The organism is Bradyrhizobium sp. Ec3.3 (genome assembly GCF_000472925.1).
Classification (GTDB): domain Bacteria; phylum Pseudomonadota; class Alphaproteobacteria; order Rhizobiales; family Xanthobacteraceae; genus Bradyrhizobium.
Genome location: NZ_AXAS01000035.1, coordinates 46630 through 70797 on the forward strand (window position 1 = coordinate 46630; position 24168 = coordinate 70797).

Consider the following 24168-nt stretch of genomic DNA (forward strand, 5'->3'; position numbering starts at 1 on the left):
CCCTTAGTCCAGCGAACCCTGCGAAAAGAAGTGCTTGCGGATGCGTTGCACGAGCTCGGTAAAGACGGGATCGGCCATCACGTCGAGCGAGCGCGGGCGCGGCAGCGGCACGTCGTAGATCGCTGCGATCGCGCCCGGCCGCTCGGTCATGACCAGGACGCGGTCGGCGAGGAACACGGCCTCCGGAATCGAATGCGTGATCAGCAGCACCGTCTTGCCGGTCTCGCGCTGGATCCGCATCAGCTCCACATTCATGCGCTCGCGCGTCAGGGCATCGAGCGCGCCGAACGGCTCGTCCATCAGCATGATCCCGGGATCGTGCACCAGCGCGCGGCAGATCGAGGCGCGCTGCTGCATGCCGCCGGAGAGCTGCCAGGGCAGCTTCTTCTCGAACCCTTCGAGGCCGACCAGCTTCAACAATTGCCTTGCGCGCTCGAGATATTTCGCCCGCGGCAGCCGCTGCATGTCGATCGGCAGCATCACGTTGGACAGGATGTTGCGCCAGGGCAGCAGCAGCGCGTTCTGGAAGACGATGCCGACATTGCCGTGCGGCTTCGTCACCATCTCGCCGTCGACCAGGATCTCACCGCTCGACGGCGGCAAGAGCCCGGAGATCAGTTTCAGCAGCGTGGACTTGCCGCAGCCGGACGGGCCGACAACGACGAAAAACTCGCCCTCATTGATGTGGAAGTCGAGCGGCCGCAACGACGGCACGTCGCCATCGCGCGAGCGATAGGTTTTCGACACGCCGGACAGTGTGATGCCCGATGTGTCGCTGCCGGCCCGGTCACTCACCAGTCGCAGATGAGCGGCCGGCTGCACGACGTCGCTTGGTCTAGCAGACGATTTCATTAGTCGCCCTTCGGCAGGTAATCGTTGGTGTAGAATGCCTTCGGGTTCGCCTTGGCCTTGGCGTCGAGACCGCCATATTCGACCAACAGGTTGACCGTATCGGTCATGTTCTGGTCGGTGACCTCGAACGGGCGCTTGTTCTTCGTCTCCGGCGTGCGGTAGAGCGGAATGGTCAGCTCGAAGCCCTGCGTCAGCGTGTCGATCTTGCCGCCCTTCGGATTGGCGTCGAGGATCGACTGTGCGGCCGTCTTCGGGTCCTTCTCGGCGGCTTCCACCGCCTTCGTCGTCGCCGACATGAAGCGACGGACAAGATCGGGATTGGCCTTCACGTAGTCCGCGTTGGCGATGATGCCCGAGGAAACCATGTTGATGCCGTAGTCGACAAACTTGATCGGGTAAACGTCCTTGCCCGTCGCATCCTTGATCTTCATCGACTGGTCCATGACGTAGCCGAGCAGGAGATCGGCCTGGCCGTTGATGACGGCGTTGAGCTTGGTCTGGCCGTCACCCGCAACGGTCTGGAAGTCGCTCTCCTTGAGGCCCGTCTTCTTCAGGAACAGCGGCCAGATCTGCGTCATGGAGTCCGCCGGCGTGATCGCCACCGTCTTTCCCTTGATGTCCTCGGGCTTCCTGATGTTCTTGTCGACGAAACCCATCGCCGACATCGGACTGGTCTGGAGCAGCACGCCGGTCGCGATCACGGGCGCGCCCTTGATCGCGGCGCGCATCATGGTGGGCACGTCGACATAGCCAAAGTCGGCTGTCTTGGCCGCAACAGCCTGCGTCGTTGCCGCCGAGCCGCGGCCTTCCTGGATCTCGAGATCGATGCCTTCGGCGGCATAGATGCCCTTCGCCTTGCCGTAATAGAACGGCGCGTGCTCGCCATAGACGTACCAGTTGAGCATCAGCACGACCTTGTCGGCGGCCTGCGCCGGCGCCACGCCGAGCGCCATCAGCGCCACCGAGACAGCTCCCATCAACCGCTTCATCGCTACTCCTCCCATTTCCTTTTTTGGCTTCGGCCGCTGCTGACCGTTGGTTGGCTCATGAGGCGAAAACGATGTCCTCGCGCTGGCTGACATGCCAGGGAATGACGAGGCGCTCGATCCGGTCGACGATCCAGAACAGCACCACGCCGAGCAGCGCCAGGATTACCAGCGCTGCGAACATCGTCGGCAGGTCGAACGTTCCGATCGAGCGCTGCATCACGTAGCCGATGCCGGAATTGGAACCGACGAACTCGCCGACCACGGCACCGACGACGGCGAGGGTCACCGAGACTTTCAGGCCGGAGAAGATCGCCGGCAGTGCATGCGGCAGGTTCACCGCGCGGAACACTTGGAAGCGGCTGCCCTGCATGGCGCGGGCGAGGTCGACCATGTCAGGATCGACCGACTTGAAGCCCTGCACGGCGGAGACCACCACGGGGAAGAATCCGAGCAGGAATGCGGAAATCACTTTTGGAATGATGCCGAAGCCGAACCAGACCACGAACAGCGGCGCGATCGCGATCTTCGGCACGGACTGCGAGAACACCAGCAGCGGATAGACGTAGCTCTCCACCGTCTTCGAGCCCGCGATCAGCATCGCCACGGGAATGCCGAACAGCGCGGACAGAAGGAAGCCGCAGACCGTTGCATATGTCGTCGGCCAGCACTGCCGCAACAGTTCCGGCCAGTCGGTACGCAGCACCGCGACGACGTCGGCCGGCGCCGGGATCTGATAGGCGGGGATCCTGAACAGCCGGATCGCGAGATCCCAGGCAATGACGACAAACACCAGGAACAGGAACGGCCGCACCCAGGCCGCGTTCAGCATCTTCGACAGCGCGCTTTGCGGTCTGGCCTCCGCCACATCTCACTCCCGTCTTCTTTTTCATTCTTGGGAGAAATTAACTCGTTGGATAAATACTGTCCAGCGCTTTCCTGTGTGGCGTTTTGTGGCGCCTGTTGCCGCTTCTTTGTCTAGATCGCGGAACAGTCGCGTCACACTTTCAGTGTCATTCCCCGTGAAAGCGGGGAATCCAGTACGTCGCAGTTTCTCCGTATCCTCGCGCTGCCTCTGGAATACTGGATCGCCCGCCCCAGTGCGCAATAGCGCACAAGGCGGGCGATGACGGCTGGGGTTATGGAAGCAGTACGCAGGATGGGTCGAGCGGCACGTCGATGATGGCCTCGCGGCGCTGATTTGTCCGCTATGTCAAAGGCTTCGCGGAATGCGCACGGCATTGGACCGGCAACTGCCGGCTACTTTGCATGGGGTTGTTTTCGAGACTTTGGTTTGCCGTTGCGCCGGTTAGACCGGCTGATGCTGCGGGACGCGCGGCTTCGGCGCCTTGACCATGTCGAACAATTCGGCCGAGCGCCCGGTCAGCGCCGCCAGCACGAGGCCGACCATGTGGGCGAGCCGCTCCTCCTTGGCGTCTTTCGCGAGCAGGTCGCGGCCGAAAATCACGCTCAGCGTGGCGCTGTTGGAGAGATAGAAGAAGGTGAGCGCCGCGATCGAGATGTAGAGCTGCACCGGATCGACCGCGACCTGGAAGTCGCCGCTCTCGACGCCGCGGCGGACCACGGTACGGATCATCTCGACGAAGGGCGAGTGCATCGACTTGACCTTGGTCGAGCGCTTCAGATGTTTTGCGCGCGCAAGGTTCTCGGTCTGGAGCAGCGACAGGAACTCAGGGTTTCGCAGAAAGTAATTCCAGGTGAACTCGATCAGCCGCTTGATGGCTTCGGGCGGATCGAGATGCTCGAGATCGAGCCCCCTCTCCTCGTTGCGTATCTTCTCATAGGCTCCCTCCAGCACCGCGAGATAAAGTTCGTCCTTCTTGCCGACGTGGTAGTAGAGCATGCGCTTGTTGGCGCCGGCCTTGGCCGCGATGCGGTCGACGCGGGCACCCGCAAGGCCGTGAGCCGAAAACTCCTGCTTCGCGGCTTCGAGGATGCGAAGCCGCATCCCTTCCGGGTCGCGCTGCCATTTGAGAGTTCGTTTTGCCTTCGCCAAATCGGTTGCCCGCCAATGCTTGTCCCGATTGCATGTATCATGCGCTCAAGGATTTGAGAATGCGAGCGATCACACCACCGGCTTCGGTGAGCGCTCCAGCAAAATCGTCTGGATGCCGCAGGTACGGCTGCGCACCGTCATCACCCGCGTGCCCGGCTTTCGGCCGTTGCGCACCTCGCTGACGTCGACGCCCGCGGCAATCAGGCGGGCGCGGGTCGCTTCGATGTCGGCGACGCGCCAGCTCAGGCCCCAGAGCCGGTCATGGCTGAAGTCGCCGCCCGCGACCGGCCTGCGCACCACCTCGACGATGAGATCGCCGCAGCGGAAGAACATCAGCTGGCCCCAGTCGTGATGCGAGCGGTCGAGCGCCATGTCGAGCCCGAGCCGGGCGCCATAGAGCGCCGCGGCACGCTCGGAATCCTCGGTCGCGACCACGACGTGGTCGAGCCCTTCGATCGGGCCGATGTCGGTCACATCAGAGATCGGGCGCTGCCCGGCGAGTTCGAGAAAGAACATGCGCACGCCGCGCGTGAGCTCGGTGGCCGAGCGGGTGCGCTTCCAGTGCAGCACCGCACCACTCTCGGCGTCACGGCTCTCGACCTCCGCGATCGGCTCCGGCTTCAGCGCCACCCGGTCGAGCCGCCGGTGCATCTTGCCGATGTCTACGACACGGAAGCACAGGCTTGCGAGCATGCCCTCATGGTCATCCAGCAGCGCGCGCATCCGGTCGGCGGTGACGCTGAAGCCGCTCGGCGCCATCAATTCCAGCGTCATGTTGTCGAGGGTGAACAGCACGCGATCGGCGCCGTCGCCGGAGTTCTGCCAGGCCGGTGCCCGTGCCAGCAGGGTCTGATAGGCGGCTCTGGCGGCGGCGATATCGCTGACCAGGGCGACCACGTGATCGAGGCCGGTGATCATGTTCCCCCCATTTTGATCGGCCCGGAACAATGGGTCGAAATTCGGCATTTGTCCGGGCTTGGCATTAGCCGGTGATGGTCGTATTCCGGCCCTATGCTCACCTCAAGCGCTGAGGGCGGTGCCTTTGCGAATAAATTCCGCGTTCCATCCGCGGAAGCGGTGCTAATGTAATGCTGCCGGCCGGGACCACCCAGCGCATCACGGACAACCAATGCAGGCTCTCTTTATCGGACAGACCTATATCGACGTCACCTTCATTACCGACCACATGCCGACCGGCGATGAGAAGCACGTGGCGGATGCCTACGCGGTCTCCTTCGGCGGCAATGCGGTCACGGCGGCATTCTGTTGCGCCAAGCTGGGAGTCGTGCCCGACCTGATCGCGACTGTCGCGAACGACTGGCTTGGCCGCATGTTCCAGGACATGTGCGCCAAATACGCCATCTCGCTGCACAACCGGAAGGTCAACCAGTCCTCGCTGTCCTTCATCATGCCCAAGGACGGCAAGCGGGCCATCGTCCGCTGCCGCGACGATCACCACATCCATCCCTTCCCGATCCTCAATCTCGGCAACTGCCGCGCGCTGCATATCGACGGCCACCAGCCCGACGCCGCAATCCACTACGCAAAAGTCTGCCGCGAGGCCGGCATCTTGACCTCGCTCGACGGCGGCGGCCTGCGCACCAACACACACGAGCTCCTGGAGTTCATCGATGTTGCGATCGTCGCGGAGCGGCTGTGCGAGCAGATGGATCTGACGCCGGACAAGATGCTCGATTATCTCAAGAGCCGCGGCTGCAAGATCGGCGGCGTCACCATGGGTGAGAAAGGCCTGCTCTGGTACAACGAGACCGGCGCGGTCGACATCATGCCCGCCATGCCGATCCCGCGCGAGCGCGTGATCGACACCAACGGCGCCGGCGACGTGTTCCACGGCGCCTACATCTATTCCTACCTCGCTCATCCCGGCAAAAGCTGGCGCGAGCATTTCGACTTCGCCCGCGCCGCCTCGACCCACAAGATCCAGCGCCTCGGCAACGAAGCCGGCCTGCCGACCCTTGTCGACATCGCCAAAGTCAGGCACGAATTCGAGGTCAAGGTTTAGTCTTCGCTGGGGAATCACATATGGGGCGCGTCTTCGTCGCTGGCAGCATCAACATGGATGTGGTGGCAACCGCCGATCGCCATCCCAGGGTCGGCGAGACCGTCGCCGGCAAACAGGTGCTGTATTTCCCCGGCGGTAAGGGCGCGAACCAGGCGGTCGCAGCCTCAAGGCTCGGCGCGCCGACCACGCTGATCGGCCGGCTCGGCAAGGACTCCTTCGGCGCGGAGCTGAAGGCGTTCCTCGCAGGTCAAGGCATCGATCTTAGCTATGTCCAGGAGACTGCGGAGGCCCACACCGGCACCGCCATCATCACGGTCGCGAAGGCCGACAACACCATCGTCGTCATTCCCGGCACCAACGCGCTGGTCAGCGCCGAGGATGTCGGCGTCGTGCCGCTGCTGAAGGGCGATGTCGCCGTCAGCCAGTTCGAGATTCCGCTGCCCACGATTGCCGCCTTCTTCGGGCGCGCCCGTGCGGCACAGGCGAGAACGCTGCTCAACCCGGCGCCGGCACAGAAGTTCAGCCGCGACCTGCTCGAGCTGGTCGACGTGCTCGTGCTGAACGAGACCGAGCTTGGCCTGCTCGCCGACGTGGCGTTGTCCGACAGCGATGACATTGCGCGGATCCTCGATGCGGCGCGGCGGCTTCAAGCGAGCCAGGATCAGACCATCTGCGTCACGCTCGGCAAGCGCGGCGTTGTCGCGCTCGCGGGCCGCGAGGAGCTGATCGTGCCGGGCCGCGTGGTGCAGGCGATCGACACCACCGGTGCCGGCGATTGCTTCGTCGGCGCGCTGGCCGCGCGGCTCGCCGACGGCGCGCCTCTGCGCGACGCGCTCGCCTTTGCCAACGCCGCCGCCTCGATCTCCGTGCAGCGCATGGGCGCCGGCCCCTCGATGCCGACGGCGGAAGAAGTTTCCGCCGTCATCGGAAGCTGATCAGGCCAGCGCGCTCTTCAGATCGAAAGTCTCGTCAGCGGCCTTGTCGGGCGCGAGCGAGCGGTCCATGCCGAGCAGGCGACGGCCGAACATGTGATCGCCGGCGCGGTTGATGGACTCGATACCGAGCAGCTTGTCGCCCCTGTAGCAGAAGGCCGAGAACGCCTTCTTCGTGGGATCGCCGCGCAGCACGACGCGGTCGTAGCCCGTCGTCAGCCCGGCAATCTGCAGCTTGTCGTCGCCCTGGTCGCTCCAGAACCAGGGCTGGCCGTCATAGACCTTCCTCTCGCCTGTCAACCGCGCCGCCACGCAGCGGGCATGGTCGGTGGCGTTCTGCACTGACTCCAGCCGCAAAGAGCCACCGAAGCGCGGGCTCGCGAACAGCGCACAATCGCCGACGGCTGAGATGTTCGGATCGGACGTCAAGAGATATTCGTCGACGATGATACCGGAGGCGACCGGCAGCCCTGCCTCCGCCGCAAGCTCGATATTCGGCAGCACGCCGACGCCGACCACGACGAGATCCGCCGGCAGATGCCGGCCATCGCTCAAGGAGACACCGGTGACCTTGCCGCCCTCCGCCTCGATGCTGGTTGCCTGCACGCCGAGATGGATGCGGATGCCCGCCTCGCGATGGCGCTCCTGGAAATACTCCGAGACCTCCGCCGTCACCGCCCGCGCCATAACGCGCGGCGCGAGCTCGAGCACGTCGACCTCGAGGCCTTTGATCCGGGCGGTGGACGCGAATTCGAGTCCGATGAAGCCCGCACCAATCACCACGACCCGTGTCTTCGACGGAATGATTTTCCGCAGCGCCTCGCTCTCATCGAGGATGCGCAGGTATTTCACGTCGGTCAGATTGGCGTTGGGCAGATCGAGCAGCCGGTTGCGCGCGCCCGTCGCCAGCACGAGATGGCCGTAGTCGAGCGTGTCGCCGGAGGCGAGATGAACCTTGCGCCCGGCGCGATCGATCGACGTCGCGCGGCCCGCGATCAGCTCGATCTTCTGGTCGGTAAAGAATTTCTCCGGCCGGAACATCAGGCTTTCAGGGCCGGCCGACCCCTTGATATAGGCCTTGGACAAAGGCGGCCGCTGATAGGGCAGATGCGCCTCGTCATTGATAAGGCAGACGCGGCCTGCAAAGCCGGACTGACGCAGGGAGGCGGCGACCTGGTAGCCACCATGGCCCGCGCCGACGATGATCACCGAACCGTCCGTCATCGGAACAGCCCAACTTTCTGGACACGAGCGTTACCCATGTCGTCTCCTCTCTCTCACTGATTTTGGCTTGCTGGCCTTGTCGGTCGAGGCGCCGGCGCTCGTGTCCGTCCCTAATCGATGGCACCACCATTTGACCCTATCGTTCCCGGTAAGGCAAGAGCATCCGGCGGTAGGGATTGTCTCCCCTCGCCTTCTGCGATTTAGTTGCGACAAAGACCTCCTGCCGGGGATTTTGCCATGTCCGCATCCGCCGCCTCCCCCTCCGACGACGCCGCCCTGCTAAGCATCGACGGTCCCGTCGCCACCATCACGCTCAACCGCCCCGCCGCGTTCAATTCGATCAACCTCGCGATCGCGCAGAGGCTCGAACAGCTTGCCGCTGAGATCGAGACCTCCGACGCGATCCGGGTCGTCGTCATCGAAGGCGAAGGCCGCGCCTTTTGCGCCGGCGGCGATTTGCAGACCATCGGTGCCGCAGCCGAAGCCAACACGGTGACGCCGGTCGTGGGCGAACTCCTTAAGCATTATCATGCCTTCATCGAGACACTCAGGCGCATGCCAAAACTCTCGCTGTCGAGTGTGCACGGCTCGGCCGCCGGCGCCGGCATGGGACTCGCCTTCGTCACCGACCTCTGCATCGCCGCGGAAGATGCCAAGTTCACGCCGGCCTATGCCAAGATCGGTGTGTCGCCCGACGGCGGCAGCACGGTCGGCATTGTCGGAACCGTCGGCACACGACGTGCCCTGCAGATCTTCCTCGCCGAGGACAGCTTTACCGCGCAGCAGGCTCATGAGTGGGGCCTCGTCGCCAAGGTCGTTCCGGCGGCTGAGCTCAAGGCCGCCACGCGGCAGCTCGCAGAGCGCCTCGCGCAAAATCCGCCTGCCGCGATCGCGGGAACAAAGTCGCTGGTCTACCAGGCCGCGACGACGCCGGTGAGGCAGCAGCTCGATGCCGAGGAGCACAATATCGTCATGGCAATGCACACGGAGGATTTCCGCGTCGCCGTGAAGAAATTCACCAGCAAGTCGAAATGAACGTGCTCACGCCGCCACGCTCGTTCTACGGCCTTCGTCATGGCGCGACCGACTGGAATCGCGAGGGACGTTTCCAGGGACGGACCGACAATCCGCTGAACGCGGATGGCATCACGCAGGCCCATGCAGCGGGAGATCTGCTACGCGGCTCCGCCATCAGCCGCATCGTCACCAGCCCTCTGGTGCGCGCGGCGAGAACGGCCGAGATCATTGCAGCCACGATCTCGGTACCTCTGACGACCGACCATGGCATCATCGAGTGCGATTTCGGCAGCTTCGAGGGACTATCCGTCCGCGCCGCCATGGAGAAGCACGGCGTCAAATCGGCAGAAGGCCTCATCTCCATTCTGCCGGCCGATGGCGAAGCCTGGGACGTCGTCACCAAACGGTCGCTGGCCTGCGTGTCTGGGTGGCTGGAACGGCATCCCGACGACCACATCCTGTTCGTCTGCCATGATGCAGTGATGCAGGCGCTTGCGCGGTCGCTGTGCGGCAGCTTTTTCCAGAACCGCCACGGCGCGCCCTTTTGCTACCTGCCCTCACAGCAGGGATGGCGCGTCGAGGAACTTCGCTACTGAGGGCAGATATAGCCCGTGCCCGCCGGCGACTTGAAGCAGCCGACCGACTCGGGAAGCACGTGCCGTGGCAGCCACAAAACCACGCTCGGAAAATAGATCGCAAAGGCGATGGTGGCGAAGAACACGACATAGATCGGCAATGCGGCGCGCAGCGCCCTGGCAAAGCTGATGCCGACGAATTTCGAGGCCATCAGCAGCACGAGGCCATAGGGCGGCGTGATCAGGCCGAAAGCGAGCGTTGCGATCAGCACCACGCCCATATGCACGCCGTTGATGTCGCCGGCTTCCGTCAGCGCGTTCACCAGTGGCATGAAGATAATGATGGTCGGCACCGGCTCGATGAAGTCGCCGACCACGGTGAACAGCAGCACCATCAAGAGCATGATCAGGTGCGGATCGTTGCCGGCGATCGAGGTGATCCATTCCGCGATGTAGTTCGCACCGCGCAAATAAGCCAGCATCCAGCCGAACGCGTTGGCGGCGCCGATCGTGATCAGCGGCAGCGAGAAGATCAGCCCGGCGAGGCAGAAGTCGTACGGAATCTTCCTGAAGTGGCCGCGGTTCAGTGCGGGGATCACGACAAGGATGATCCAGGCCACGGCAACCACGCCGGCTTCCGTCGGCGTGAACCAGCCGGTCAAGATGCCGCCAAGCAGGATCACCGGGATCATCAGCGGCAAGGCCGCATCGCCTGCGGCAAACACCACCTGCCGCAGCGGCGCGCGCGGCTTGCGCAGGCCGGACGGGCCGAAGAAATAACAATAGATCATCAGGCCGAAGCCGATCATCAGGCCCGGCACGACACCGGCCATGAACAGGCCCGCGATCGAGACGTTGCCGACCGCGCCATAGACCACCGCGGTGATGCTCGGCGGCACCAGCGCCGCGATGGTCGAGGCCGATGCAATGATCGCGGCGATGAACGCGGGCTCGTAGCCCTCACGCTTCATCGGGCCGCCGAGCGCGCGGCTCATCACGGCAACGTCGGCCGTCGTCGAGCCCGACATTTCCGAGAAGAACATGCTGAAGACGACGACGACCTGCGACAGCCCGCCCCTGATATGCCCGACCAGCGACACCGAGAGGTTCGCGATTCTTACCACCACATTCGCCGAGCTCATGAGCTCGCCGACCAGCAGGAAGAACGGGATTGCGAGCAGCGCCTCGGAATCCACGCCGTCAAAGATCTTCTGGATGATGGCGGCGAGCGAGACGTCGGACAGGATCGCGCCGATGAAGACACCGGCCATCAGCGAGAACGGCACGGGCACGCCGAGATAGCCGAAGAACAGGAAGCAAGACGACATCAACACCAGGACGACCGGTGCGCTCACGGCTGCACCCTCGTCTCGCGGACTGCGGGAGGCGCGGCATCCTCGTCCTGCGGTTCGGGATGATCAAAACCGTTGCGCAGGCCGTTGACGAGCTGCTCGATCGTGAAAAGGCCGATCAGGACGCCTGACACCGGAATGATGGCATAGAGCGAGGCAATCGGCGTGCCCGACGGCAGGCGAAAGCTGCCGAAGCCGCGGAGATAGTTGAGATAGCCGTACCAGACCAGGCAGGCGGCGACGCCGAGCACGACGATGCGAATGACGACCTCGACGATCAGTCGCGGCGTACCGTGCATCGCCTCGGAGATCGCGGTGAGATAGAGATGATCGTTGCGCCGGGTCGCGACCGCCGTGCCGACGAAGATCGCGTAGATGAACAGCGTTGAGGTGACCTCCTGGAGCCACAGCCAAGGATGACCGATGGTGCGGGTGACGATGTCGGCGGTCACCGACAACGAGAAGCCGAAGCACAGCACGCCGCATAGCATCATCAACGCAAGCTCGAGCCAGTCGAGGATGCGCCACTTCAGGTGACGCTGCCGCGTCAGAACGAGCTTGTCGGCGATGGCCATCGTTGCTCCCGGCTGCGGCTTGTCTTCACCTCTCCCGCCTGCGGGAGAGGTCGGCGCGGAGCGCCGGGTGAGGGCTCTCTCCTCATTGGGAATCTCTCCGTGGAAGCACCCTCTCCCCCGCCCTCTCCCGCAAGCGGGAGAGGGAGCACACCGTCTTCTGGCATCACGTTAGTTGATCGACCGGATCAGGTTCTTGATCTTCTCGGCGTGCGGGCCGAGATCCTTGGCGAGCTTGTCGAGATAGGGATCGGCGATCGCCGTAAAGCTCTTCTTGTCGACGTTGTCGACGATCTTGACACCCAACTTCTTCAGCTTCTCGGCTGCGCTGCGCTCAAGCTCGAACGCCTTCTGCGGCTCCTTGGAGCTGATCTCGTTCGCCGCGGTTTGCACCCACTGCTTCTGCTCGGCCGAGAGGCTCTGCCAGAGCTTGTCGGAGACGAACACCAGCGCGTTATTGGCCTCGTGCTCGGTGATGTTGAGGACCGGCGCCACCTCGTAGTGCTTGTTGACGAGATAGACGTTGATGCTGTTCTCGGCGACGTCGACCACGCCGGTCTGGAGCGAGGTGTAGACGCTGCCGAACGGCATGTGCACGGTCTGGGCGCCATAGGCCGGGAACATAGTGTCCTCTGTCGCAGTCGCCTGCACGCGGACCTTCAGCCCCTTGATGTCACCGACATTGTGGATCTCCCTCTTGGAGTACATGTGGCGCACGCCCTGCGAGCCTGTCGCGATGACGTGGAGGCCCTGCGTGGTCTCGTCGATCAACGTCTTGAGCGCTTCGAACACTTTCGGGTCGGCCAATCCCTTGATCACGTGATTTTCGTCGCGGAACAGAAAGTGCAGCGACATCACGCCGGCCTGTGGCGAGATCGTCGCGGTATTGGCGGACGAGATGATCGCGAATTCAATATCGCCCGACTTCACGAGCTGGAGGACCTGCGGCTCCTGGCCGAGCTGCGCGCCGGGATACTGATCGATGATCATGGTGCCCTTGCTCAATTCCTTGAGCTTGTCGGCAAAGAGGTCGCCGGCGATCGAATAACCGGTATTGCGCGGCTGGTCGTAGGCGAAGCGATAATGCTTCACCTCCTGTGCCGATGCGCCCGTGACGAACAGGATCGCGGCCGTTGCCGCCAGCCCAAGCATGGATCGTGCAATCATCGTCTCCCCCTGTTTTATGGTTCGCCGCTTTTGCGGCTGAACAGTTTTGCGGGTGGTCGCTCACCCCTTCCCGGTCTTTGGTCCAGTCCTCTGCATGAAATCGAAGTCGCAGCCCTCGTCGGCCTGCAAGATGGTCTCGTTGAACAGCCAGGCATAGCCGCGCTTGGCCTCGTCCGACGTCGCCGGGAGCTTCAAGACGGTGCGCCGGCGCGCCAGCTCCGCATCGTCAACCAGAAGCTCGATGCTGCGCTTGGCAACATCCAGCCGGATCATGTCGCCGTTCTTCACCAGCGCAAGCGGTCCGCCGACCGCGGATTCCGGCGTGATGTGCAGCACGATGGTGCCGAACGCCGTGCCGCTCATGCGCGCGTCCGAGATGCGCACCATGTCCTTGGTGCCACCACGCGCCAGCTTCTTCGGGATCGGCAAGTAACCTGCCTCGGGCATGCCCGGCGCGCCCTTCGGCCCCGCATTGCGCAGCACCAGCACGTCATCGGCAGTGACGTCGAGATCGGGATCGTCGACCCGCAAGGTCATATCCTCGACGGATTCGAACACCACCGCACGCCCGGTGTGCTGCAATAGCTTGGGGCTTGCAGCGGATTGCTTGATGACGGCACCGCGCGGCGCGAGATTGCCGTGCAGGACGGCAAGACCGCCTTCCGGCTTGATCGGATTGTCGCGCGGACGGATGGCGTCCTGTCCGGGCACGTCTTCCGCATTGGCAACGACGTCTCGGAGGGTCTGTCCAGAAATCGTCTTGGCGTCGAGATCGATGAGATCGCCAAGCTGCGCCAGGAGTTTCGGCACGCCGCCGGCGTGATGGAAATGCTCCATATAATGCTCGCCAGACGGTTTCAGGTCGACCAGCACCGGCACTTCGCGGCCGAGCTTGTCGAAGGCATCGAGATCCAGCCGGTGTGGCGAACGATGCGCCATCGCCGTCAGATGGATCAGGCCGTTGGTCGAGCCGCCGATCGCTTGCAGCACGACCTGCGCATTTTTGAAAGACGCCGGCGTCAGCAATTCGCTCGGCTTCGGCCCCTTGGTCTTGGCCATCTCGGCGGCGACCTTGCCGCTCGCTTCAGCCAGACGGAAACGCTCGGCATGCGGTGCCGGGATCGTCGCGCTCATCGGCAACGAAAGGCCGACGGCCTCGATCATGCAGGCCATGGTCGAGGCCGTGCCCATCACCATGCAGGTGCCGACCGATGGTGCGAGCCGGCCGTTGACCGCCTCGATCTCGGCATCGTCGATATCGCCCGCGCGATATTTCGCCCAAAGCCGCCGACAATCGGTGCAGGCCCCCAGCACCTCGCCCTTGTGATGGCCGACCACCATCGGCCCCACGGGGATGACCACGGTCGGCAGGTCGGCGCTGATCGCGGCCATCACCTGCGCGGGCAGCGTCTTGTCGCAGCCGCCGATCACGATCACCGCATCCATCGGCTGGGCGCGGATCATCTCCTCGGTGTCCATCGCCATCAGGTTGCGCAGGTACATCGAGGTCGGATGCGCAAAACTCTCGGCGATCGAGATGGTCGGGAACACGAACGGCATCGCGCCCGACAGCATCACGCCACGCTTAGCGGCCTCGATGATCTGCGGCACGTTGCCGTGGCAGGGATTGTAATCACTGTAGGTGTTGGTGATGCCGACGATCGGGCGCTCGAGCGCATCGTCGGAATAGCCCATCGCCTTGATGAAGGCCTTGCGCAGGAACAGCGAGAAGCCGGCATCGCCATAGCTCGTCAGCCCTTTGCGCAAGCCACTCGTCATGATGCTACTCCCTTCCGCAACTGCCATTGTCGTACAGGCTGCCCCCTGATTGTCAATAACAGAGGTCGCCATTCGACTTTTTTTCAAGCATGGCACCGTCACCGCGGGCAGATTATTGACAATCCGTCCCCTCCCTGCTCCACAAGGCGAGCGAACCACTGGGCCCGGCCTGGGGAGGCCAACTGATGACGGAGACGGCAAGCGAGAGCCCGGCGGCACTTCGGCGCGAGGACCCGGACGACGTGGTCGCGCGGCTCGAGGAGGACATCATCTTCGGCCGCTTCGCGCCGGCAGCGCGCCTGACCGAGGACGCGCTGATGTCACGCTACGGCACCTCGCGGCACTTCGTTCGGCAGGCTCTCGTCGAGGCCGAGCGGCGCGGCATCGTCCGGCGCGAGAAGAACATCGGCGCCACCGTGCGCTTCTATTCGGCCGAGGAGGTCCGGCAGATCTACGAGGTCCGGGAGATGCTGACGCGGCAAGCCGCGCTGATGATCCCCCTGCCCGCGCCGCAAGGCCTGATCGACGAACTCACCGAGTTGCAGCGGCACTATTGCGCCAAGGCCGAGATGCAGGACCTGCGCGGCATCCACGAGGCCAACGACGCCTTCCATGTCGCGCTGTTCTCCGCCTGCGGCAATCCCTATTTGGTGCGCTCGCTCCAGGACTACATGAACCTGACGCTGCCGATGCGCGCGAAGAATCTCGCCGACCGCGAGGGACTGGCACTATCCCGGCGCCAGCACGAATTGATGATCGAGCTGCTCAAGGGCCGCGACAGCTGGGCGCTGGCGCAGCTCTGCGTCGATCACATGCAGTTCAGCAAGTCGGATTATCTGAAGCGGATTGCGGGCGACGAGCCGCGCGTTAGCGTTTGCTCCAATCGATGATCCGGCTCGGATTAGCATCGAACTCGATGCTGCAGAACGCGCCGCCCTGGTAGTAGTCGCCGACCGGATCGGGCTTGAGCTTGGCCTGCTCCGCCATCGCGTGCTGCACATGGTCCTCTGCGCGGCCGGTCGGGCGATAGCCGAACTCGTAGGCGCGATGGTTGTCCCACCAGGCGCGTTCGTTGAGCGAAGCGCCATAGAAGATCTCGAAATGGATGTCGGGGTGCTCCAGGCCAATGCGGCAGAGCTGGACGAGGTCCTCGGGCTTCAGCCAGATCGCGAGCCGGCGCTGGTCGAGCGGCTTCTCGCCGAAATTGCCGATGCGAAGGCAGGTGACCTTCAGGCCATGCTTGTCGGCATAGAGCGCGCCGACGGCTTCGCCGAACACCTTGCTGACGCCGTAGCGGCCGTCGGGGCGCGGGGTGACGTCGGCGCCGATCTTGTGGTGGCGCGGATAGAAGCCGACGGCATGGTTGGACGAGGCGAAGACCACGCGCTTGACGCCCTTCTTGCGCGCCGCCTCGAACAGATTGTAGCCGCCGATGATGTTGGCCTGGAGAATGTCGTCCCAGGATCCCTCGACCGAATAGCCGCCGAAATGCAGGATGCCGTCGACGCCCTCGCAGATCGCCTCGCATTGCGCGAGATCGGACAGGTCGGCCGCCTTGAATTTCTCGTTAGGCCCGAGATCGGCGGGCGGCTTGATGTCAGAGAGCAGGAGATCCGGATAGATCGGCGGCAGCAATTTGCGCATCGCGCTGCCGATTCCGCCCGAAGCTCCCGTCATCAAAATACGCGGCATTTCTTCCCTCGCAGGTAGCGACCGGTTTGCGGTCGTTGGGCTCTAATGATAGCAGACCTGACCAGAGGGGACGCAACAACGAGAACTGCACATGTCCGATGCATCGTCACATTCCCAAGGATCGTCCCAAGGCTGGTCCCAAGGCTGGCGGCCGGCGACCTATTACCCTGATCCGGCGATAAGTGCACTAGACCCAAGGTTTGAGAAATACTGGCTGAAGCTCTCGGCTGTGGAACGCCTCACCACCGGCCTGCGCTGGGCCGAGGGTCCGGTGTGGTTCGGAGATGGACGGTATCTGTTGTGCAGCGATATCCCCAACCAGCGCATCATCAAATGGGACGAGGAAACCGGGGCGGTTTCCGTTTTCCGAAAGCCCTCCAACTTCGCCAACGGCAACACGAGGGATCGCCAGGGCCGGCTGATCACCTGCGAGCATGGCGGCCGCCGGGTGGTGCGCACCGAATATGACGGCGCGATCACGGTGCTGATGGATTCGTTTGGCGGCAAGCGGCTGAACTCGCCGAACGACGTCGTCGTGAAGTCCGACGGCTCGATCTGGTTCACCGATCCCGTGTTCGGTCTGCTCGGCAATTATGAGGGCTACAAGGCGGAATCCGAGATCGATCCGAACGTCTACCGGCTCGATCCCGTGAGCCGCAAGGCGACGATCGTGGCCGAGGGCGTGCTCGGCCCGAACGGGCTGTGTTTCTCGCCGGACGAGAAGATCCTCTACGTCGTGGAATCGCGCGGGCAGCCGAACCGCAAGATCCTCGCCTATGACGTCTCGCCGGACGGCACGACGATCTCCAACAAGCGCGTCTTCATCGATGCTGGACCAGGGACGCCGGACGGCATGCGCTGCGACATCGACGGCAATCTCTGGTGCGGCTGGGGCATGGGCGATCCCGAGCTCGACGGCGTCGTGGTGTTCGCGCCCGACGGCGTCATGATCGGCCGCATCGCGCTGCCCGAGCGCTGCGCCAACCTCTGCTTCGGAGGCGTCATGCGCAACCGCCTGTTCATGGCGGCGAGCCAGTCGATCTATGCACTGTACGTGAACACGCAGGGCGCGCTGGGCGGATAGAGGAGTGCAGAGAATAAGGACTACCAGAATCCGGCCAATCAGAATCGCGATGGCGGCCACAATAGATGGAACGATGATCGCACGGAACCCGCTCATCCGGAAAATGAAGCCAGGCTGACCTTTCGTGTTGAGGGGAACTTCCTTCGCAATTCAGCGTCAGATGGAGCTTTGTCAGAATTCGACTGGGGTTCGATTCCCATGTTGTGAGTGGACAGTTGGAAGATTTCGCCGGACATTCCGTCGATCGGGAGGAACCCGCCGGCTAATTTCCAACGCCAAACCATCAGCCCGAAATTTCCCAAGAGAAATTTCCCAAGACAAGGCAGTTGCGAGATCGTGCGACGGCGTCGTCCACCCGCAGATCAGGAGCTACCCCAGCAAAGCAACATTGCAACAATCAATGCGGAGAGAACGCCATGGCCGCCAATCTCACGTCCGTTGTGATGCAATTCCTGACTCCCGAAGTTCTGGCGCAAATCGCTTCATTTCTTGGAATCGATCGAACCACAGCCCAGAAGGCAACAGCCGGAGCTGTCCCGTCACTGCTAGCCGGGCTGGCAGACCTTGTCGGTACTCCCGCTGGAAGCAATCAATTATCAAAGCTGCTGTCCCAACAGCAAGCCGGCTCTCCTGCAGATATTTTGCGCGGCGCGAGTCCTGAGCGACTGGCTGAGACCGGGACGGGCATGCTGTCCGGATTGTTCGGCGCCGGAACAATGGGGACCATGGCCCAGGCTATCGGAAAGTTTGCCGGCGTGGGCGACGGCGGCGGATCGTCGCTGCTCGGCATCCTCGGCCCGATCGTGCTGGGCGCGCTGGGGCAGCACCAGCGCGAGACTGGTCTCGATGCAAACGGTTTGGCATCGCTGCTGCGCTCGCAGAAGGACCAGATTTCCGCGGCCATCCCGGCAGGCCTTGCCAGTCAGCTCAGCGCTGCGGGTCTGATCGACCAGGCGGGTACCGGAGTACGCAGCGGGATGGCCGCTGCCTCCGCCGCGGGAAGTCGAATCGCGAGCGCAAGCGAACGTGCGAGTTCCGCTTACGCAACAGCCACCAAGACCACTCAATGGCCGTATTGGCTCGCCGCCCTGGTCGTCCTGGGTGGTCTTGCATGGTACGCATTCGACCGTCCTGGCCAGCAGACGGTCGCTGAGCAGACCGCTCCCGCGCGGCCCGCCACCACCGTGGGCATGGCACCTACGAACTTGACTGTCGACGGTGTGAACCTGGCCAGCCAGGTCAACACGACGATCGACTCCCTGAAGTCAGCGCTTCCGAGCATCACCGATGCCACCGGGGCGCAGGCGGCTCTACCAAAAATCAACGCGGCAATATCGCAGCTCGACGACGTCGGCACACACGCGGCAAAGCTCACGCCCGAAGGACGAACTGCGCTCGCCAAACTGATCGCCGCCGCGATGCCGGCCATCAACCAGATGTGCGACAAGGTCATGGCGGCTCCCGGCGTCGGGCCGATCGCGAAACCGGCGATCGACGATCTCAGGGCAAAGCTCGATTCGCTGGCCCGAGTTTGAAATTTCTGAGTGCGGCGACCCAGGACTGTCGCCGTACTCAGATCGGTTTTCACACGGCGGATTGTGCCAGGGAGTGGATCTATGACTGACAAAGCAAGTTTTACGAAGGACGAATGGGCCTTGCTCTTGAGAAGTCCAATGAATGCAGGGATCGCCATCACAGCGGCTGAACCGAGCGGCTTGTGGGGCCTGCTCAAGGAGTCGTTTGCGAGTGGCGCAGCGCTGAGCCAGGCGGCCACAGACCCCAGCGCCAACGCATTGGTCAAGGCAGTGGTTGCCGATTTCACGACCGGCGACGGCCGAAGCGTGGCTCGCGATGGATTGAAAGCCGAACTCGCGAACAGCAAGCCCGCGGAGGTCAAGACCAAAGCCATCGACTCGCTGCGGCAAGTCTCGACCATCCTCGCAGCCAAGGCGCCCGGTGATGCCGCGGCGTTCAAGGATTGGCTCCGCCAGATCAGCCAGAAAACGGCCGAGGCTGCATCTGAGGGTGGAGGCCTGTTTGGCGGCGGCGTCCTGGTCAGTGACGCCGAGAAGGCAACGCTTGGCGAAATCTCGGCCGCGCTCGGCGCCTGATCGGGGCCGACACCGAAGCTTGCCTGCCTGCTGATGCGAAACGCCGGAGCGGTCACCCGCTCCGACGCTGCAACTGTGATGTGAAGTGCTTAGGCGGCGTTGAAGCCGGCGACTGCCTTCACTTCGAGGAAGTCCTCAAGACCGTACTTGCCCCACTCGCGGCCGTTGCCTGACTGCTTGTAGCCGCCGAACGGCGCCGAGCGATCGTTGGGCACGCCCTGGAGGTTGACGTTGCCGGCGCGGATCTGGCGAGCAACGCGCTTGGCGCTCTCCACCGTATCGGCCGAGACGTAGCCCGCCAGGCCATAGGGCGTGTCGTTGGCGATCTGCACGGCGTCGGCTTCGTCCTTGGCCCCGATGATGGTCAGCACCGGTCCGAAGATTTCCTCCTTCGCGATCGTCATATCGCTGGTGACGTCGGCGAAGATGGTCGGACGAACGTAGAAGCCCTTGTTGACGCCCTCGGGCAGGCCCGGGCCGCCGGCGACAAGCGTTGCGCCCTCGTCGATGCCCTTCTTGATCAGCGCCTGGATCTTGTCCCACTGGCCGCGGTTGACGACGGGACCAATGGTGGTGCCTTCGCCGCGCGGATCACCCGCCTTGGTCTTGTCGGCGACCGCCTTCGCGATCGCGGCCACTTCCTTCATCTTGGACAGCGGCACGATCATGCGCGAGGGCGCGTTGCAGGATTGGCCGGAGTTGTTGAACATGTGCATCACGCCGCCGGTCACCGCCTTCGTGAGGTCGGCGCCTTCGAGGATCACGTTCGGCGACTTGCCGCCGAGCTCCTGGCTGACGCGCTTCACGGTGGGAGCTGCGCGCTTGGCCACATCGATGCCGGCGCGGGTCGAGCCGGTGAACGAGATCATGTCGATGTCCGGATGCTCGCTCATGGCGGCGCCGACCTCGGGGCCGAGACCGTTGACGAGATTGAACACACCCTTCGGCACGCCGGCTTCATGGAGGATTTCCGCGAAGATCAGCGCCGAGGTCGGCGTGAACTCCGACGGCTTCAGGATCATGGTGCAGCCGGCGGCGAGCGCGGGCGCCACCTTGCAGGCGATCTGGTTGAGCGGCCAGTTCCAGGGCGTGATCATGCCGACCACGCCGACCGGCTCACGCAGCACCATGGCGGTGCCGACCGGCTCCTCGAAATGATAGTTCTTGAGCACGTCGAGCGTGGTCATGAGGTGGCCGAGGCCGGCGCCGGCCTGGAGCTTCTCGGCCATCGGCAGCGGCGCGCCCATCTCGTCGGAAACCGCGGCGCCGATCTCCTTGAGACGGCCCTTGTAGATCTCGATGACCCTGGAGAGCAGCGCGACGCGCTCCTCGCGGCTGGTCTGGGAATAGGTGAAAAAGGCGCGCTTGGCGGCGGCGACGGCCTTGTCAACATCGGCCTTGGAGCCGAGCGCAACCTCGTACATCGCCTCTTCAGTCGCAGGATTGACGACCGGAGTGGACTTCTTGACGGCCGGATCGACCCAGGCACCGTCGATGTAGAATTGCATACGATTGACCATTGTGGACCTCTTCTTGGGGAGCATTGGAGGGGGCGTTTCGGCGGCTATCCTTGCACGAAAGCCGGGGGAGTTGAACCCGCCCCCATGCTTGACCTGCGATGCGGCGGACGCGGTGGAATATGATCGCGTGCCGGGGAACTGGCAAGCACCCCCACGTCATTCCGGGGCGGCTCAAAGAGCCGAACCCGGAATCTCGAGATTCCGGGTTCGATGCTTCGCATCGCCGTGGCATGACGTCCCTAGTTACTCCGGAATGTCGACCTTGGTCGGTCAGACCGCCTCGGTTACTTCCATCACACCGCCATCTTCCGATGCAGCACCGGCGCGCCGGTGGTGAGGCTTTCGGCCGCATCGATGATGGCGTTGGCGTCCAGGCCGTGGTGGCGATAGAGGTCGGCGATGGTGCCGGTCTGGCCGAACTGCTCGACGCCGAGCGCCTCGACGCGGTGGCCGCGGACACTGCCGAGCCAGCCAAGCGTTGCCGGATGGCCGTCGATCACGGTCACGAGACCGCAATCGCGCGGCAGCGGCGCAAGCAGCTTTTCGATATGGCTCAAATGCTGCACGCCGCGGCGATCTCGCCGCAATTTCCGCGCGGCGGTCCAGCCTGCATGAAGGCGGTCGGCCGAGGTGATCGCAAGCAGGCCGACGTCGCGGCGGCTCTCGCCGATGAAGCCGGTTGCCTCGATCGCCTCCGGCGCCACCGCGCCGGTATAGGCGATCACGACTTCGGCATTGGGGCCCGGCTTGCGCAGCCAATAGGCGCCGTCGGTGATGCCCTGCTCAAGCTCCGGAGTCATGATCCGCTGCGCCTGTTCGATGGTGCGCGTCGACAGGCGCAAGTAGACCGAGCCACCCTCGCCTGCTTGGCGCTGCATGTGGTCAAAACCCCAGCCCATGATCACCGCAAGTTCGTCAACGAAGGCCGGCTCGAACGATGCGAGCCCGTCCTGGGCCATGCCGATCAAAGGCGTTGCGATCGACTGATGCGCCCCACCTTCGGGTGCGAGCGTGATGCCGGAGGGCGTCGCCGCCACCATGAAGCGGGCATCCTGATAGCAGGCGTAGTTGAGCGCATCGAGGCCGCGTTCGATGAAGGGATCGTAGAGCGTGCCGACCGGCAGCAGCCGCGCGCCATTGATGTGATGCGAGAGTCCCAGCGCCGACATCATGATAAACAGGTTCATCTCGGCGATGCCGAGCTCGAGATGTTGACCCTTGGGCGATGCATCCCAGTTGAAGGTGGATGGAATTTTCTCGCTGCGGAATAAATCCGCCTTCTCGGCGCGGGCAAACAGGCCGCGCCGGTTCACCCAGGGACCGAGATTGGTCGAGACGGTGACGTCGGGCGACGTCGTGACGATGCGCTTTGCAAGCTCGCTGTCGCTGCGCGCGATCTCGTTCAGCACAAGCCCAAAACCCTGCTGGGTCGACATCTGCGCCGACGGCTTGAAGGTGAGCTGCGAGGGCACCTCGACGACGGGCGCGGTCAGCCGGCGGCCGTCCTGATTGATGGGCACGCGCGCGAGGAAGGCTTCGAGCCCGGCGGTATCCTGCGCCATGCCTTCGAACTTGTCCCACTCGTGGCCGGTGCGGATGTTCTGGCTCTCGCGAAACTTCTCCATCTGCGCGACCGTCATCAGGCCGGCATGGTTGTCCTTGTGGCCCTGGAACGGCAGGCCGACGCCCTTGATGGTGTAGGCGATGAAGCAAACCGGGCGATCGTGATCGATCTTTTCAAACGCCTCCAGCATGCTCGCCATGTCGTGGCCGCCAAGGTTCGACATCAGCGCCAGCAACTCGTCATCGCTGCGCCGGTCGATCAGCTTGGTGATCGGCCCCTGGTCGCCGATCTCGTCATGCAGATGCTTGCGGAAGGCCGCGCCGCCCTGGAAGCACAGCGCCGCATAGAGCGCGTTCGGGCAGTTGTCGATCCATGCTTTAAGCGCTTCGCCGCCCGGCTCGGCAAAAGCCTCGCGCATCAGCCGGCCGTATTTCACGATCACCACGTCCCAGCCGAAATTGCGGAACATGGTCTCGAATTTTTCCCAGAGCCCCTCGCGCACGACGGCGTCGAGCGACTGCCTGTTGTAATCGACCACCCACCAGGTGTTGCGCAGGCCGTGCTTCCACCCCTCGGCCAACGCCTCGAAAATATTCCCCTCGTCCATCTCGGCGTCGCCGACGAGTGCGATCATTCGCCCTTCGCGGCGATCCTTCATCCAGCCATGCGACTTGACGTAGTCCTGCACCAGCGAAGAGAACAGCGTCTGCGCGACGCCGAGGCCGACGGAGCCGGTCGAGAAATCGACGTCGTCGATATCCTTGGTACGCGAGGGATAGGATTGCGCGCCCTTGAAGCCGCGGAAATTCTCCAGCTTCTCGCGGGTCTGGCGGCCGAACAGATACTGGATGGCGTGGAACACCGGGCTCGCATGCGGCTTCACCGCGACGCGATCCTCAGGTCTGAGCACGTGGAAATACAGCGCCGACATGATGGTCGCGAGTGAGGCGGACGAGGCCTGATGGCCGCCGACCTTCAAGCCATCCGCATTGGCGCGGATGTGATTGGCATGATGGATCGTCCAGGACGACAGCCACAGCACCTTGGTTGCGAGCGCGGACAATGTGTCGAGGCGGGCGGAATCGACGGGCATGGCAATGCTCCGGTAAATGATGGCCTATGATACGCCTGCGGGAGCCGGCAAAATTCTCAATTTTTCGCGCCACGCCCGTAAATATTGGGATACTTTACCAATAGATAGCCACTCCACACAGGTTCTATCCCAATGCCCGAGCTCGACGCCATCGACCGAAAGATCCTCGCCCTGCTCCAGACCGACAGCCGGCTGACCATGCAGGAGCTCGCCGACAAGGTCGGGCTGTCGGTCTCGCCCTGCCACCGCCGGGTCAAGCTTCTGGAGGAGCGCGGCGTCATCACGCGCTACATCGCGACCGTGGACCAGAAGGCGCTGGGGCTGCATGTCAGCGTCTTCATCTCGATCAAGCTGGCTCGGCAGAAGGAGGAGGATCTCAACCGCTTCGCACGAGCGATCTCGAAATGGGACGAGGTTTTGGAGTGCTATCTGATGACCGGCAACCGCGACTATCTCTTGCGCGTCGTCGCCGCCGACCTCTCGTCTTATGAAGCATTTCTGAAGAACAAGCTCACGCGCCTCGATGGCATCGCCTCGATCGAGTCGAGCTTTGCTCTAAGCCAGGTGAAATATTCGATCGCGCTGCCGGTGTAGGTGGGGTCACCGCG

General features: G+C 63.5%; 22 protein-coding genes. 9 read left to right on the top strand and 13 right to left on the bottom strand.

Annotated features, from left to right (window positions below):
• Positions 1-3: 3 nt before the first annotated feature.
• The 5 genes from YUU_RS0128920 to YUU_RS0128940 all read right to left on the bottom strand — a co-directional run bounded on the left by YUU_RS0128920 (position 4) and on the right by YUU_RS0128940 (position 4773).
• Positions 4-852, bottom strand: coding sequence for an ABC transporter ATP-binding protein (locus YUU_RS0128920; protein ID WP_027525515.1), 849 nt, complete (start codon positions 850-852; stop codon positions 4-6).
• On the bottom strand, positions 852-1841 hold the full coding sequence (locus YUU_RS0128925) for an ABC transporter substrate-binding protein (RefSeq protein WP_027525516.1): 990 nt from the start codon (positions 1839-1841) through the stop codon (positions 852-854). The genes YUU_RS0128920 and YUU_RS0128925 overlap by 1 nt, the downstream gene beginning before the upstream one ends.
• Before the next feature lie 55 nt (positions 1842-1896).
• Positions 1897-2706, bottom strand: a complete 810-nt coding sequence (locus YUU_RS0128930; protein WP_027525517.1) for an ABC transporter permease — start codon at positions 2704-2706, stop codon at positions 1897-1899.
• Between the two features lie 441 nt (positions 2707-3147).
• A complete protein-coding gene (locus YUU_RS0128935) occupies positions 3148-3855 on the bottom strand; it encodes a TetR/AcrR family transcriptional regulator (protein WP_198031844.1) in 708 nt (235 codons plus the stop codon).
• A 69-nt stretch (positions 3856-3924) separates the two neighbouring features.
• Positions 3925-4773, bottom strand: coding sequence for a VOC family protein (locus YUU_RS0128940; RefSeq protein ID WP_027525519.1), 849 nt, complete (start codon positions 4771-4773; stop codon positions 3925-3927).
• A 211-nt stretch (positions 4774-4984) separates the two neighbouring features.
• Between YUU_RS0128940 and YUU_RS0128945 the strand changes: the two genes are divergently transcribed.
• Together YUU_RS0128945 and rbsK are read left to right on the top strand one after the other, a co-directional pair.
• Positions 4985-5878, top strand: a complete 894-nt coding sequence (locus YUU_RS0128945; RefSeq protein ID WP_027525520.1) for a sugar kinase — start codon at positions 4985-4987, stop codon at positions 5876-5878.
• Positions 5879-5898: 20 nt separating this feature from the next.
• On the top strand, positions 5899-6813 hold the full coding sequence (gene rbsK, locus YUU_RS0128950; protein ID WP_027525521.1) for a ribokinase: 915 nt from the start codon (positions 5899-5901) through the stop codon (positions 6811-6813).
• On the opposite strand, the gene YUU_RS0128955 is transcribed toward rbsK, so the two are convergent.
• Entirely contained in the window at positions 6814-8034 is a 1221-nt protein-coding gene (locus YUU_RS0128955; RefSeq protein ID WP_027525522.1) for an NAD(P)/FAD-dependent oxidoreductase, read from the bottom strand.
• A gap of 237 nt (positions 8035-8271) precedes the next feature.
• Here YUU_RS0128955 and YUU_RS0128960 point away from each other — a divergent pair, with 237 nt between their 5' ends.
• Positions 8272-9069, top strand: coding sequence for an enoyl-CoA hydratase/isomerase family protein (locus YUU_RS0128960; protein ID WP_027525523.1), 798 nt, complete (start codon positions 8272-8274; stop codon positions 9067-9069).
• On the top strand, positions 9066-9647 hold the full coding sequence (locus YUU_RS0128965) for a histidine phosphatase family protein (protein ID WP_027525524.1): 582 nt from the start codon (positions 9066-9068) through the stop codon (positions 9645-9647). Before YUU_RS0128960 ends, YUU_RS0128965 begins: the two co-directional genes overlap by 4 nt.
• Here the strand turns inward: YUU_RS0128965 and YUU_RS0128970 are convergent.
• From YUU_RS0128970 to YUU_RS0128985, 4 genes are all read right to left on the bottom strand, one after another.
• Positions 9641-10981, bottom strand: a complete 1341-nt coding sequence (locus tag YUU_RS0128970) for a TRAP transporter large permease (RefSeq protein ID WP_027525525.1) — start codon at positions 10979-10981, stop codon at positions 9641-9643. The two genes, YUU_RS0128965 and YUU_RS0128970, sit on opposite strands and share 7 nt — an antisense overlap.
• Positions 10978-11553: a TRAP transporter small permease gene (locus YUU_RS0128975; RefSeq protein ID WP_027525526.1), complete on the bottom strand. Its 576-nt coding sequence runs from the start codon at positions 11551-11553 to the stop codon at positions 10978-10980. The genes YUU_RS0128970 and YUU_RS0128975 overlap by 4 nt, the downstream gene beginning before the upstream one ends.
• A gap of 168 nt (positions 11554-11721) precedes the next feature.
• On the bottom strand, positions 11722-12717 hold the full coding sequence (locus tag YUU_RS0128980) for a TRAP transporter substrate-binding protein (RefSeq protein WP_027525527.1): 996 nt from the start codon (positions 12715-12717) through the stop codon (positions 11722-11724).
• A gap of 60 nt (positions 12718-12777) precedes the next feature.
• A complete protein-coding gene (locus YUU_RS0128985) occupies positions 12778-14496 on the bottom strand; it encodes an IlvD/Edd family dehydratase (protein WP_035663615.1) in 1719 nt (572 codons plus the stop codon).
• A 185-nt stretch (positions 14497-14681) separates the two neighbouring features.
• On the opposite strand from YUU_RS0128985, the gene YUU_RS0128990 reads away from it, so the two are divergent.
• Entirely contained in the window at positions 14682-15386 is a 705-nt protein-coding gene (locus YUU_RS0128990) for a GntR family transcriptional regulator (RefSeq protein WP_027525529.1), read from the top strand.
• Here the strand turns inward: YUU_RS0128990 and YUU_RS0128995 are convergent.
• Positions 15364-16188, bottom strand: coding sequence for an NAD(P)-dependent oxidoreductase (locus YUU_RS0128995; RefSeq protein WP_027525530.1), 825 nt, complete (start codon positions 16186-16188; stop codon positions 15364-15366). The two genes, YUU_RS0128990 and YUU_RS0128995, sit on opposite strands and share 23 nt — an antisense overlap.
• A gap of 91 nt (positions 16189-16279) precedes the next feature.
• On the opposite strand from YUU_RS0128995, the gene YUU_RS0129000 reads away from it, so the two are divergent.
• The 3 genes from YUU_RS0129000 to YUU_RS0129010 all read left to right on the top strand — a co-directional run bounded on the left by YUU_RS0129000 (position 16280) and on the right by YUU_RS0129010 (position 19383).
• Entirely contained in the window at positions 16280-17272 is a 993-nt protein-coding gene (locus YUU_RS0129000; RefSeq protein ID WP_027525531.1) for an SMP-30/gluconolactonase/LRE family protein, read from the top strand.
• Between the two features lie 416 nt (positions 17273-17688).
• Positions 17689-18807, top strand: a complete 1119-nt coding sequence (locus YUU_RS0129005) for a DUF937 domain-containing protein (protein ID WP_027525532.1) — start codon at positions 17689-17691, stop codon at positions 18805-18807.
• Between the two features lie 81 nt (positions 18808-18888).
• A complete protein-coding gene (locus YUU_RS0129010) occupies positions 18889-19383 on the top strand; it encodes a hypothetical protein (RefSeq protein ID WP_027525533.1) in 495 nt (164 codons plus the stop codon).
• An 89-nt stretch (positions 19384-19472) separates the two neighbouring features.
• On the opposite strand, the gene YUU_RS0129015 is transcribed toward YUU_RS0129010, so the two are convergent.
• Both YUU_RS0129015 and YUU_RS0129020 read right to left on the bottom strand, forming a co-directional pair.
• Positions 19473-20903, bottom strand: coding sequence for an aldehyde dehydrogenase family protein (locus tag YUU_RS0129015; RefSeq protein WP_027525534.1), 1431 nt, complete (start codon positions 20901-20903; stop codon positions 19473-19475).
• Positions 20904-21196: 293 nt separating this feature from the next.
• Positions 21197-23560, bottom strand: coding sequence for a transketolase (locus YUU_RS0129020; RefSeq protein WP_027525535.1), 2364 nt, complete (start codon positions 23558-23560; stop codon positions 21197-21199).
• A gap of 132 nt (positions 23561-23692) precedes the next feature.
• Between YUU_RS0129020 and YUU_RS0129025 the strand changes: the two genes are divergently transcribed.
• On the top strand, positions 23693-24154 hold the full coding sequence (locus YUU_RS0129025; RefSeq protein ID WP_027525536.1) for an Lrp/AsnC family transcriptional regulator: 462 nt from the start codon (positions 23693-23695) through the stop codon (positions 24152-24154).
• Positions 24155-24168 lie beyond the last annotated feature (14 nt).